This is a genomic window from Nocardia sp. NPDC004568 (genome assembly GCF_040609955.1).
GTDB lineage: Bacteria > Actinomycetota > Actinomycetes > Mycobacteriales > Mycobacteriaceae > Nocardia.
The window spans coordinates 1-13,344 of record NZ_JBEXLL010000077.1 but is presented as its reverse complement, the minus strand read 5'-3'; the positions used below and the strand labels follow the sequence as shown (position 1 = coordinate 13,344).

The window sequence follows — 13,344 nt, the reverse complement described above, 5'->3', positions numbered from 1 at the left end:
GGGGCCAAGCGGCATCTATGCAGTTGGATCACATTTTGGGCCGTCGAATGGGTCCAGTCAGCGGCCACTGGTAGCCCAACTTCTGCAGTCTTGTGGCCAAGCGTGTGGCTGCCAGTTCTCGTCGGTGCTCCAGTAGCGCGAGCGATGTCGCGTACTGATCGCCCCACGTCAGGTACAGCTCGACGAGTTGATTTCGGTTCTGGGAGATCAATCGTTTAGCGCGATCAATGAGGTCTGCACCGACTTTCTCGATGGTGGATGCGTTTGAGGTTGAGGTGCATGTGCTCGAGCTGTCTGCTGGCCTGCTCAGCTGCTCGAGGTCGTTCTGATTCGCTGTCCACCAGTCAACGAAAAGACCTGCCAGTTGTTCGCTGTTCAGGACCGACCAGGCACTCAATGTCCGGCGGAATCGCTCGGCGAAGTGCCGTCGCGCTGCCGCAGGCAGTCGGTTAGTGAGCGCAATTTCCTCCTTGAATTGCTGGAACCAGTCTCCGACAGCCGCCGCGAACGCGCTCTCGGTCGGGGCGCTGAGAACTGGAATCTTTGCCGCGGTGGTTGTGTACCCGTCAGGGGGGAACTCGAGGTACCCAGGCTTGCTGGGCGCGAACAGGCTGGCCAAGTCGATGCCGAAGGTGGCGAATCGGTCGCTCTGCAAGTTGACGTCGTCTACAGGTACTCCGCCTTTGAGTAGAGCTTCGATGTCCAGCTTCGGATGCCTTGGAGGTTGTGGATCGATGTATTTGCTGACGTTGAGGTCGAACTCCTTGGACGCGATTTCCTCGACCGATACCAACCGTGAGAAGTGGCGAATCTCCCTCTCCTCATGGTAAGTGGTCACGATCTTTTCCACATGGCGCGGAGCGAGGTGAGTTTTTGAGCGCGTCACGTCGACTTCCTGTTCGGCATTGATGAACAGCACGTCGGGCGCCTTGGCATGGGCGGCGGCCATGCCGCGGACGACAAGTAGGCATGCTGGGATCGAGGTGCCGTGGAAAAGGTTACGTCCGAGCGCGATCACGGCGGCGATTCGGCCGTCTCGGACCATCTCGCGGCGGATCCGTCCCTCGTCTCCAGCGCGAAACAGCACTCCGTTCGGGACTGCGATGACACCTACGCCATCGGCCGTTAGTGAGGCCAAGACATGTTGGACAAACATCAGATCCGCTACTCGGCTTTGCCCGTACCGTGTGTGCTGCGGGATACGGAGCATGTCCTGCTGATATTTCAAACTGAACGGGGGGTCGGTCAACACCCGATCGAACTGCTTCAAATCTCCAGTGCTGCCGTGGTAGCTCGGGTTGATGAGCGCATCACCACGCTGGATGGATACTTTGACGCTGCCGTGCAGCATCAGGTTGAGCCTCGCGATAGCACACGTCTGTTGGACGACATCCTGCCCGAAGACGGTAATTGCGTGATCGCGGCCCGTTTCCGATTCGACGTACTCTTCGGCCGCGATGAGCAGACCGCCAGTTCCCACGCACGGGTCGTAAACCGAGTCACCGGGTTGTGGATCGGTGAGTCGCACCATGAGCTGACCGACCGAGCGCGGTGTGCTGAACTCGGCTCGCTTGTCGCTGTCCACGAATGCGGCGAGGAGCTGCTCGTAGATCTTGCCGGCAAGGTCCTCCGGCTCGGGACTCTCGTCCCCAAATGAGATTTCGTCGAGTGTGGCAATCAGTTCCTGGGCCGCGCCGTTGCTTAGCTGCTTGTCCTTTATCACTTGCAAGAACGCGTCATCGAAAACGGCGGGGTTGCTGGAAACCAACGCGGTAGCAGCCTTGTTGAGTGCGGTCCGCGGTGAACTGTCAGCTGCTGCGACGACCTGATCCCATTGCGCTTCGGGCGGGACTATCAGCCTGTCCTGGTGATCGGATGCCCACTTGAGGGCGAGCACGACTGACATGACACTCGCGTACTCGGCGGCGCCCATCGTGTCTCGAAGCACGGCGGCGACCTTGAATAGCCTCTGCGCGATATCTGTGGTTTGCATACTATCCCCTGCTCATGAAGTCGTCGAGCAGGGTTCGCTTGAGGACGCCGAGGCGATCTACGGTCTCTCGGTGGATGAGGGCAAGTTCGTCGATGTCGGCGATCACTGCGACGACCTCATGCTGCCGGTCCAGCGGGGGGACAGCGACAGGGAGGTCACCCAGGATCGTGCTGTTGAGGGATTGGACGGTCCCTGGAAGGGCGCGTTGCAGCATCTCGTCCTGCATGGCAGACGACGAAAGGTACAGACTCAGGTATTCGGGCAGTACCCTGTCGTCCATGACGCGCACCTTTGCGCAGGAAGAGTTGTAGAGCGCCCCGGCCAGCTGCCGGCCTATCAGCGCCAGTTTGCCGAGAGACCCTTGGCGGACGAGCACGATGTCATTCCGCTGAAGAGTGAACCGCTCCAGCCGGCCTGCCTCGTCGTGTGGCAATCGGCGTAGCTTCCGCGAATCCACTTCGTTCCAGCCGGTGATATCCGAAGGGTTCACGACCGGCACGCCATCGGGTTCGTCGCCGAGTTTGTCCAGCAGTGAACCGGATGGGCCGGGCGTGATCTCTGCGAGTTCCCGGAGTATGAGGTGTTCATTCTCGATCACGACATCTACCTGCCTTCCTCGGCCTGCCCATGGGGCATGGCGACCGCGCCATGCCCCAGGCGGGTCATTCAGTTCGCGGCTTGCCTCGAAGACCCGCTGCGAGTATCTCTGTCACCACAGCGCCGGCTGCGGCCGTGACGAGCGCACCTAGTACCCCCTCGCCGTACCCGGCTGCGAAGCCGAGTACGAAGATCAGGATCACGACGACCACACCGCACCAGGCTGTACGACGGTCACGGCGTGGCCAGTACCATGAACTATTGACAATCATGTCTAACTCTTCCTGCTCGTTCTGAAGCGAGCGGGTTGGGCCGCATCGTCCCGCGCTGACGCCAATCTTCCCGGGGCGATGCGGCTATCTCTTGGACGAGTTCACCGTAGCAGAATCGTGCGAAGGACACTTCGCACTTTCTCTCGGGCTTTGAAGTGTATCCATGGAGCGCATAGTGGAAGGCCTGGACGGGGTGTCTCGGATGCTGTCTGACGCGGAACGGGAGTGTGTGAAGGTTCGCGTGCGCTCAGCTTGACCAGGCCATGGCGAGTTCTGCGAGGGGGGTGGGGTCAGCGGGCGTGATGTAGCGGTAGCTCTGGGGTGGTTGGAACGCGGTGTGTGCGCGTAGCCGGGAGAGTGTCAACGGTTCTGGCAGCGTTCGAGGGGTTAGAACGGAAATGGCGGTGGCGTGCTCGGCGCCAGCGAAGTATTCGAAGAACTCCGCTCGGGACAGGCCCAGGCTGGCGTGGTAGCGGTGCCAGATGGTGTCCGGGCTGGCGGTTTCTCGGTCCGCCAGTGTTGCCACGCCGAGTATGGCCATGACGGGGGAGCTGGCGTAGAGGATGAGAAGTGTCCCGGGTGGTGCGGCGACGCGGGTCCGCCGCAGTTCGACGGTCTTCGTGCCTGCGAGGATCGCCTGGGCGAATCTGGGGCGAAGCGACAACAGCAGTGGACGTGGCGCGGGCAGATGCTCGCCTTCGGGTGCAGAAGTCGCGATCATTGCACGAACCTTATCTGCAGGCATGATCGAACGCACGTTCGATGTATGATGAGATGTCACTTAAGGTAAGAAGTTCCGGTCTCATACAGGGCGGCGAACAACTCCGGCGTGACACGTTGGGGTCCATAGAATGTCTTCGGGCCGCCGTGTTGCACTCTGAGCTCGTTGTAGATGTTCTTGGAGATTGGCCTGTCGAACAGTTCGGTGTCGGAAAACCGCAAGGCCTGCACCAGCGGTCTCCCCTTGGCGAACTGCTCCAGAAGCGCAAGGTCGAACACGCCGTAGTGCTCCAGAGCGGCATGTAGTCGCGCGGGAGTGCCGACGTCTATGGCGTCGAGTAACGAGGTGCCGATGATCGCCGCGGGGGTATGGTGCCCCTGGCTGACACGCCACAAAACTCTGGCAGGAGCGACCAGCTTGGTGTCGGCAGCCCTGTAGTACACCTGTTCGCGGCCCAGGGACAGTTCGACGGGGCGGGTCGTGAGCTGGGCTGGGTAGCCGAGTAGGTCGCCGCTCCACCTGGGCTGTATGGGGATGACGTAGTGAGGTAGAGCACTATCGGTGAGTTTCGCCGGCCAGAGTGAGCGTTCGATCTCTGCCGCCGCGTGGGAAGGAAGGCTAGGGCGCAGCAGTGGTCCTGGCGGGGCGTTGACAAGTTGGCGCGCCTTGTTGGCGGCGTCTGCGACGGCGTGGCTTTCTCCGCACACCGGTATAACCCATGCGTAACGGTGATCACCGTGGTGATGGAACGGGTCGGATGCCATCGCGCGGAGGAGAACTCCGCCCACATGCCGGTCGGAGACATCAATGACACGTGCGCCGTGGTTGCGCGCGTCGCGGCGTAACAGCCAGAGAAGTTGGCGGGCGATTGTGTCGGACAACGGGTGTCCGGCTGTCCGGAGTAACGGCACCCGCAGGACCTGTCCGTCAAGATGCGTGGCGTAACAGGCGACAGCGGGTTCCTCGTCCGTACGGATGAGCCACCGCGGTACCTCTTCCCGGGCGAGTCGGCGCAGCAGATCGCGGAGTTCACCCCGGGTTTCTCCGGATGCCTTGCCGAGGAATTCCAGGAGACGGGGTTCCTCGTCGGCGCTGGCCAGGACTTGGTCATATGCACTGCCCTGGAGCTGGGCAGGCTGATAAGCCCATGCTCGTGCGACCTTGTCCAGATGGGTGACGAGGTGGTCGGGGTCCAGGACGTGGAAGGCGGCCAACGCAGGCACAGTACGCCGCAGCCGCTCGAACCGACGGCGCAGCGGATCATCCCACGTCAGAAGAACGCCGACACCAGCCGCGGCCGCCTCCGCGATTTGCCACAGGTCTCCCTCATCCTGGGATGACAGTGTCTGGCCCGCACCGGCCGATGCTTGAACGAGCTGCGCGTATATAGCGTCGGCTTCCGCTGCTGCCGATGTTCGTCGCGGATAGCGGTTCGCGGCTCTCTCGATCGGCGCACGTTGGAGGTGAGGCCGGTGTGCCAGTTCGCGATCGACGGCGTTGGTGACGACCAGGCGAAGGCGACCCTCGAGATGGTCGGCCACCAGCACCTGTGACCGGTGCGCGCTGACCCGGTCGGCACGTGTGTGCAGGTCCATGAGAATGTTGAGATCGAGAGCTACCTCAAGCAGATCTGGCTCGTCGGCCACAAGTTCAGGTTCGGTGAGGAAGCTGAACAGATCCTGATGGCCATGGTCCAGCCACCACACTGTCATCGGGCTGCGATCTCTGCCGCGGCCGATGGCAGAACCTATGGCCCTGAATCCCAACGCCTCCCATGTGGCATTGATCCCATAGTCGTCCCGGCACTTCGCCCGGATCCCCAGCCGAGACGAATGTCTGGCTCGGACCTCGTCCACCAACGCGCGGGCAACGCCTGAACGCTGCACATCGGTGGCCACGCATAGATGGGACAATATGACCTGGTTATTTCGGGGAAGCCGGAACAATGCATACCCTACGGCGCGACCATCTAATCTCGCCGCCACCAGGCCACCAAGATACGTGGCCTCCCAGTACGCCCCTGCTGGCATCATCCCCAGAGTTCGGCCGTGGCGCTTACCCAACTTGATGAGATCCTCGACCACCGGATCGCCCGGATGTACTTCGCCAACCTCGAGCACGCCCATGGAACAATGACTCTACTGGTCATCGTGCCAGTACAGGTCGTAATTGACCCTGTCTCAACTTTTCTCGTTCACGCGACCGGGGAAACCGAGGCCAATGCCACGATTTGCCGACCGGGGAAAATCACACCTCTCCGACAATGCGGGGGTCCCTCTGAGTCTTGTCAAGCTGCCGGAGCGGGTTGGGTCGTAGGCTGGTCGATAGCGGCCTCCGGAAGTGACTGACCGAAGAGCTGGCGTGCGGGGTTGAGCCGGCCGCGCAGGATTTCGTAGTCGCCCCCGAGTGTCCTCCGGAACCCGCACCGCCGGTGTGGCGTTGTTCATCTGCTGTCAGGATGCGCCAAACATGTTCGCAGAGAATGCCAGCCGATGCCGAGACCTACCGACACTGGCGATCTCTATCGGCGCGGTGCTGATTCGCAGCTCTCGAATAGATGCTGCGCAGACGTCACCGACCGGTTCGACTCGGATAACCGACTACTTGCTGGTCGGCACGTGCGGGCGTCTACGAAATCAACTGGCGACAATGCCTTCGGTCCACACGAACGACCGGAACGCGGCATTACCGCCGTTCGACACGAATCCGCTTCTTGACGCTGTCGGTCCAGATTCATGGTGCTGCAATGTGCCCTGGTGCCGCACAATGTGCGGATGCGCGTGACTGCTTCCGAGAAACCCTCGACTGAGCTGGCTTTCGAACCGATCCTTAACGGAGTCGACTTCCTCGACCGAGCCATCCACGAACTCCGGGAAGCCCACGAGCCGCGCGAACTCAAGTACGCAGTTCTGCACCTGCAGGCCGCAGTCGAGATACTGGTGAAAGTTCGGCTTCAGCGTGAAGGCTACGAGCAGATCTTCGAAGACCCGGAAACCGCCGACCGAGGCCGCTGGAAGCAGGGCGACTTCCGAAGCGTCGGGCTTCTCACCGCGCTGACCCGGCTCAAGCAGCTCGCCGACATCAGGCTGACGAACCGTCAACGGAGGGCGTTCGACAGGCTGGCCCGCGAACGGAACAGGCTGCAGCACTTCGGATCCACCAGTAACCAAGAGGTCGTGCTCACCATAGCAGGCAAAGCGATGGAGGTGCTGTCCAGATTCATCGTCACCCATCTGGTGCCCGACGCACCGGATGACGAGCAGGCACCGCTACAGAACGCACAGCGGTTGATCGACCGGGCACTGCGTGAGATTGGCGTGGTGATCCGCGCGCGCATGGAGGCGATAACGCCGGTACTTGACCAATGGGCGGGCCTGGTCATCAGGTGCCCAGGGTGTACCCAACTGGCGTGGACGTTCGAAATCGACAGCGAGGACAGCGTCTGCCACTGCTGTTCGACCAAGTGGTGGGAGGAGCAAGGACGGGCCATCGCAGAGCAGTATGCGGAGAACATCCTCGGGGAGGACCGGTACCGGGCCGCTCAAGGCAAGACCGGCTGGTCCATCGGGCTATGCCCCGAATGCGATGAGGAAGCCCTGGTCGACGTCGATACACGCGCAAACCCGGATACATCCTCTACTGTCTGTTTCCAGTGCGGCTTCAACACTAGCGACAGGATGGGAAGCTGTGGTGATTGCGGCCGCGCCACCGTCGATGCCGACTTCGACCTGTGCCCTGGCTGCTTCCAATTCCGGGTCGATAGGGATTGACGACATAGGCCTTCTGGGGCAAGTGCGCAGTACACCCCATCGGCGGGGAGCCGCTTGCCGCCGTGGCAACTCAACCGAATCGGCGGAGGTCCAACAAGGCAGGTAGCGCCGAAGTCGAGCTCCCTTCGGCTCACTACGGGTAGCGTATCGCCGGGCCCGCGGAAACGCTCTCGACAGGATTAAAGCCAAACGGATGCACGCGCCAGGGGGCTGCTGCATGATCAGGTGACAATGTGACCTATCCGTGCAGCAGCCCCGTCCCATACCCGTGACGGTTGTCAACGGCAGGCCAATCCTGGATCTGGCACGGTTTGCGTGATTGACCCGGCCCGGATTGCGTACGGGGACTGGATGATCGATCATGTCGCCGGTGTTCTGATCTCGGGCCGACGGCGGTCTTGTTTCCTCACCTGGACGGGTTGCGGATCGACGCGATGACCTCGACCGGGTCGCGGGTAAACCTCGAGGTGAGTACCTGCGGCGAGACGGTGGCCTGCCCTGGTTGTGGAGTGTTCTCGCGGCGGATCCATAGTCGCTACCAGCGGCGATTGTCCGATACCGCGATCACCAGCCGGGAGGTACTGATCCGGTTGCGGGTGCGGCGGCTGTTCTGCGACAACGCCGAGTGCGGCAGAAGGACGTTCGCCGAGCAACCCTCCGGGCTGGCAGGGCGGTATGCCCGGCGGACGACCGTTCTGCAGCGTGTGCTCTGCGCCGTCGCACTGGCGCTGGGCGGCCGCCCGGGTGCCCGGATGACCCGTCATCTGGCGGCGACGGTCAGCCGGATGACGCTATTGCGGCAGATCCGGGCACTTCCCGACCCCGGCGAGGTCACTCCCCGCGTGCTGGGGGTCGACGACTTTGCGCTGCGTCGCGGGCATCATTACGGCACGATCCTGATCGACATCGAAACCCGTCGTCCGGTCGACGTGCTCACCGACCGCACCGCCGAAACCCTGGCCGGCTGGTTACGCGCGCATCCCGGAGTCGAGATCGTATGCCGGGACCGTGCCGGCGCCTACGCCGAAGGCGTGACCGTCGGAGCACCGGATGCGCTGCAGGTCGCGGACCGATGGCATGTCTGGCACAACCTCGGCGAAGCGGTCGAACGTGTGGTCGCCCGTCACCGCACGTGCTTGGGTGCCGCCACCGATATCGACAGTGATGCCGCACCAGCGGTCGTCGACCTGCCGCAACCACCGCAGAGTTCGGCGGTGAGCGAACCCTCACCGGCCAGGACGGACAAGTGGGCGGTCCGGACCCGGGAACGTTACGCCGCGGTCCACACGCTGCTCGGTGACGGTGTGAGCCTGCGGGCCATCGGGGTCCGGCTCGGTCTTGCCCGCGGAACCGTTCGCCGTTTCGCCCGTGCCACCAGCGCGGAGGAACTACTGGTCAACAATGGCACCGGCCGCCGCCGGGGCCTGCTCGACGAGTTCAAACCCCACCTGCACCGGCGGTGGAACGAAGGCTGCACCAACGCCACCCAACTGTTCGGTGAGATCTCCGAACTCGGCTACCGCGGAAGCAAGAAGGTCATGCTCAACTACCTGCACCCCTTCCGAAGCACCGGCCGCATTTCCCGCCCGGCACCCAAACCGCCGTCGGTTCGTCGTGTGGTGAGCTGGATGATGAGCAACCCCGCCCGTCTCGATCCCGCCGACCGGCAGCGCCTCGATGCCATCCTGGCCACGAGCACCGAACTCACCGCGCTGGCCGGTCATGTCCGGGCGTTCGCGGAGATGATGGTCGACCGTCAGGGCCGTGAACTGGAACGCTGGATGGCAGCCGTCGATACCGACAATCTGCCCGCCCTGCACTCGTTCGTGCGCGGTCTGCGCCGCGACTTCGACGCGGTCACCGCCGGTCTGACCTTGCCCTGGAACAGTGGCCCCGTCGAAGGCCACGTCAACCGCATCAAAATGATCAAACGCCAGATGTTCGGACGCGCGAAGCCCGACCTGCTCCGAAAACGAATCCTGCTGAGCGACTAAAAATCCCGGCTTCCCGAATCACGGAATTTGTGCCAGATCCAGTATTCACGCGCCGTCGACAACGGTTCTGCGGGCCGTATTTGGCAGATTGATGGAGGGAGGACCTTTCGACACTGCTGTGCCATGATCGTGGATCAAGCCAAACCAGGGGGTTGCAGTGTCAGGAGCGGGACGTCGCGCTTGGTGGGGTGCTCCATGCGCCTTGTGCTCTGTTCCGGTGAAAGACGACAAGGGGTTGCTGGCCGGCGGTCCCGGAGCATGGGCAGTGCTGTGCGGGCGGTGCGAGGACATGGCCCGCAGGACCGGACACCAACATCATCAGATCGAGGTACCACCGCCGACCGTCCCGATCGACAAACCTCCCAGCAACGCTCACACACGGATCTGGCTGCATCTATATGGCATTCGGGTGAAATGCTCCGTCTGTGTCGAAGAAGTCGCACTCCCTGCCGGCGTTTTCCCGGTAGAGCCTGCCAGCAGCTTCAACCTACTTGTCCTGCCCACGACCGAACCGGCGTGCAGACTGGCCAAACACCTTCTCGAACGCGCACGTATATCCCCAGAGGTGGCTGCTGCCTTCAAGCCGAAGCCCACATCATCCGGCGGTTCTGAGTCCCTGGCCGTTGCTTGCCCTCGATGTGACGCCGCCTACGTCGACGCAGATCAATGGTTTCGGAGAGCTATCGCGAATAGGGCTCAATCAGGCTTTAGGTCGATCGCCACATCTGATTGTTCTGTCGTGAAGTGGCATCGGGCGCTCTACGCGCCAGGCCGGGCGCTGGCGCGGATGTAGACAGCGAAGTTTCGCCGAACCGGCGGCAGTACCTTCCCCATTCAGAGCTCGAAGGTTAGGGCCGCGGTCAACCCGCATCGAATCTCGTATCCGGTGCGGTTGCCCCCGAATCCCATCACCGCCCCTCCCTCAGCGGGGGCACCAAAGGATAGGAGCAGGGCCGACCAGCAGGATTAATTCGGCAGCCTAGTGCCCGAATGCCGGTTCGGGCTCCAGCAGTCGGAATGAGTGATTCTGCGGTCGGCGCAGCGTGACGGAACTGCTCACGGGACTACTTGCTGCTTTGCTCGCGGTGCACCGAGCCGGAAACGGGCGCACCGTGACACCTGATCGGACATCTCGCCGCTGCTGTTTACCTCGGTTTGTCGCACCCCCGGCGTAGCGTGCATGGTCATCGCGGAGGGAGACTCGCAGATGGTCGGTCACGCTGCCACAGGTAGCTCTGTCTGGAGGCATGGGACGCACAGTCCCGACTCGGTGAGGCACGCATGAAGAAGATCGGTGTGAGCTCGCACATCGGTGACAGCGGTATCGCACTCATTCACCAGATGGTCAACAAGATGGGCTTCGTGTGGCACGAGCGGACCGGAACCCTCGATGCTGGAATCGACGGGGAGATCGAGCTGCGCGACCCGTCGACCGGAGAGGTCGCCAACAGGGTGATCCTCGTGCAGAGCAAGGCCAGCGACCGCCCCTTTCCCGGCGAAAGCGAACGCGGCTTCCACTACCTGTGCAAACACGCCGACGTGGACTACTGGATGGGTGCCGACAACCCGGTCCTGCTGGTTTGCTCTCACCCCCAGACCGGCGAGGCGTGGTGGATGCACATCCAAAGCTGGTTCGCCGACCCCGGTCACCGCGCTTCCGGCCGGATCGACTTCGACAAAGGCACCCAGCGTTTCGACCAGAACGCGGCGCACCGGCTACTCAACCTCGCCGACCCGCACGGACGTGCTCACGTCGCGGTGGCGGAGCACCGCGAGGAGGTATTGACCACCAACCTCTTGCAGGTTGCCGCCCCCACCCTCCTCTACGCGGCCCCTACGAGCTACACCGATCCGCGGGAAGTGACCAGTCGACAACGCCAGAGCGGTGACTCGGACATGCGGCGAGACTTCATCCTGCGAGGCGGACAAATCTACAGCTGGACGCCGGTGGAGGAAACCGCACTGCGCCACGTCGCCGACGGTCCGACGGCCGCGGTAGAAACAGCAGAGTGGAACTGCGACCCGATGCGACAGCGCTGGCTGGTGCAACTGCTCAACTACGCGCTACAACGCGATGTGAGCGTCGACTGCGCCTGGCACGGCGGACGCAAGATCGTCTACTTTCGTCCGACCTCTGACCTGAAGCCGCGCCACATCCGCGGAGCAAGGGGACGGCAACGGCTGGTGTTTCATCCGAAATTCAAAAAGAACAAACCCGACCAGGTCGGCTACTACAAGCATGTCGCCCTGGAGTGGCAATTCATGCTGCTCGACGACCAGTGGTATTGCGCCCTGACCCCGACTTACCACTACACCCGCGACGGGTATCGCGACTCGCTGTTCATGTCCGAGCACCTCGCCGGTATCAAGCGACTCGACAAGAACCCCGCCGTTCATGGTCAGACCCGCATGTGGGCTACGTATCTGCATGGTGAGGACGGAGTCCTCGACCCTCGCGAGACCATCCTCGCCTACGGCGACCTGGTGACGTACACCTCCGACCGCGCCATCGACGACGCTGCCTGGCAGTTCGATCCTCGAAAGAACGACACCGAAACTTCAGACGACGCCGATGGTGCTCACGAGTCTGATGGGCCGACTATCGATGAACTGGCCCTGTTCGAGGTGGAACCGTGAAGCTGCTCGTCCTGGACGAACCCCCGCTGGAGTTCAGCGGAGGCGCCCGCCACATCGACCCGCGCCACGGCATCGCCGACTATGGGCCGGCCGACGCTACGAACACGGCCGTGCGAACGATCCGGGTCGGCATCGTGGGCACCCCCTCATCCATTCAGGGCCTACGGCGCTGGCTGGATGCCTGCCGGCAGCCCATCGCCGCCAAGGACAGCCGACTCGGAAGACTGTTTGTGCCGTTCCCCGGCTTCGACACGAGTGCCGGCTTCCGCTCCACGCTGGTATGGGACTCGCGCCTGGAGCGCCCGATCCGCGACCGCGACCTCCAGCGGTTGACCGACCTGGCGCCGCAGGCCGCCGTCAAGGCCGCCGTGGAACTGTACGCGGCCGAACTCGAAGTCCTTGATGAGGAGCCCGGCTGCGATGTCGTCCTCATCGCCCGACCCGAGCAACTCCCCGAACGCCCCGCAGCCCAGGTCGACCCAGATGCCCCCTGGAAAAAGGCTCGACCCGCCGAGCCGGTCGACGACTTCCGCGCCGTCCTCAAGGCCGTGGCCATGCGTTACAGCCGCCCCATCCAGATCATCCGCCGCAGTACCTGGGATCCGAGCTTCGCTCCGCCAGACGGGGACAAACCCCGCCTCCAGGATCTGGCCACGCGAGCGTGGAACCTGCACACCGCTCTCTACTACAAAGCTGGCGGCGTGCCCTGGCGCCTGCCACGCCAGTCCACCGACCTCGACAGCTGCTACGTCGGCGTCACCTTCTACCGCAGCGGCGACCACACCACCCTCGAGACCAGCGTCGCGCAGGTGTTCAACCAGCGCGGCGACGGCGTTATCGTCCGAGGAGCCCCCGCCAAGGTTTCCCACCACGACAAACAACCCCACCTCACCGAAAACGACGCTCACGCCCTCCTTATCGATGCACTCGGTCGTTACCGCAAAGAACACCGCCACCTCCCCGCGCGCGTCGTGCTGCACAAAACCTCCTCCTACATGCCGGAAGAGATCAACGGTTTCCGTGCTGCGGCCGATGCCGCCGACATCGACACCGTCGAGCTGCTCTGGTTTCCCGCCCATGACCCCGTGCGGCTGTTCCGCCCTGCTGCGCACCCGCCCCTGCGAGGCACCCTGTTCAGCCTCGACGCCCGCCAGCACGTTCTCTACACACGAGGCAGCGTCCCCTTCTACGGCACCTACCCCGGCATGTACATCCCAACGCCGCTGCCGTTCCGCATGATCGAGACCGAGTCCAGCCCCGAACACCTAGTGCCTCGTCCAGATAGGTTGCGGTTGTAATCCGAGTGTCGGTTTGATCGTCTGGTCGCCGACGGCGATGCTGCCGGTGGAGGTGTTGTCAT

At 63.0% G+C, this 13,344-nt stretch carries 8 protein-coding genes; 4 read left to right on the top strand and 4 right to left on the bottom strand.

The genetic code is table 11. The features are described from left to right. Positions 1 to 28 precede the first annotated feature (28 nt). From ABZV91_RS26865 to ABZV91_RS26850, 4 genes are all read right to left on the bottom strand, one after another. A complete protein-coding gene (locus ABZV91_RS26865; RefSeq protein WP_355247248.1) occupies positions 29 to 1,993 on the bottom strand; it encodes an N-6 DNA methylase in 1,965 nt (654 codons plus the stop codon). Between the two features lies 1 nt (position 1,994). After that, positions 1,995 to 2,591, bottom strand: coding sequence for a restriction endonuclease subunit S (locus tag ABZV91_RS26860; protein ID WP_355247245.1), 597 nt, complete (start codon positions 2,589 to 2,591; stop codon positions 1,995 to 1,997). A 518-nt stretch (positions 2,592 to 3,109) separates the two neighbouring features. Beyond that, the gene (locus ABZV91_RS26855; protein ID WP_355247242.1) at positions 3,110 to 3,583 is read right to left on the bottom strand and encodes a hypothetical protein; all 474 of its coding nucleotides are present in this window, start codon (positions 3,581 to 3,583) and stop codon (positions 3,110 to 3,112) included. Positions 3,584 to 3,639: 56 nt separating this feature from the next. Further along, on the bottom strand, positions 3,640 to 5,709 hold the full coding sequence (locus ABZV91_RS26850) for a GNAT family N-acetyltransferase (RefSeq protein ID WP_355247239.1): 2,070 nt from the start codon (positions 5,707 to 5,709) through the stop codon (positions 3,640 to 3,642). A gap of 648 nt (positions 5,710 to 6,357) precedes the next feature. Between ABZV91_RS26850 and ABZV91_RS26845 the strand changes: the two genes are divergently transcribed. From ABZV91_RS26845 to ABZV91_RS26830, 4 genes are all read left to right on the top strand, one after another. After that, positions 6,358 to 7,353: a hypothetical protein gene (locus ABZV91_RS26845; RefSeq protein ID WP_355247237.1), complete on the top strand. Its 996-nt coding sequence runs from the start codon at positions 6,358 to 6,360 to the stop codon at positions 7,351 to 7,353. 434 nt (positions 7,354 to 7,787) lie between these two features. Then, positions 7,788 to 9,347 carry an ISL3 family transposase gene (locus ABZV91_RS26840; protein WP_355247234.1) on the top strand — a complete coding sequence of 520 codons (1,560 nt, stop codon included), beginning with the start codon at positions 7,788 to 7,790 and terminating at the stop codon, positions 9,345 to 9,347. A gap of 1,281 nt (positions 9,348 to 10,628) precedes the next feature. Then, a complete protein-coding gene (locus tag ABZV91_RS26835; RefSeq protein ID WP_355247231.1) occupies positions 10,629 to 11,984 on the top strand; it encodes a DUF4365 domain-containing protein in 1,356 nt (451 codons plus the stop codon). Then, positions 11,981 to 13,282, top strand: a complete 1,302-nt coding sequence (locus ABZV91_RS26830; RefSeq protein ID WP_355247228.1) for a hypothetical protein — start codon at positions 11,981 to 11,983, stop codon at positions 13,280 to 13,282. Before ABZV91_RS26835 ends, ABZV91_RS26830 begins: the two co-directional genes overlap by 4 nt. Positions 13,283 to 13,344: the final 62 nt, after the last annotated feature.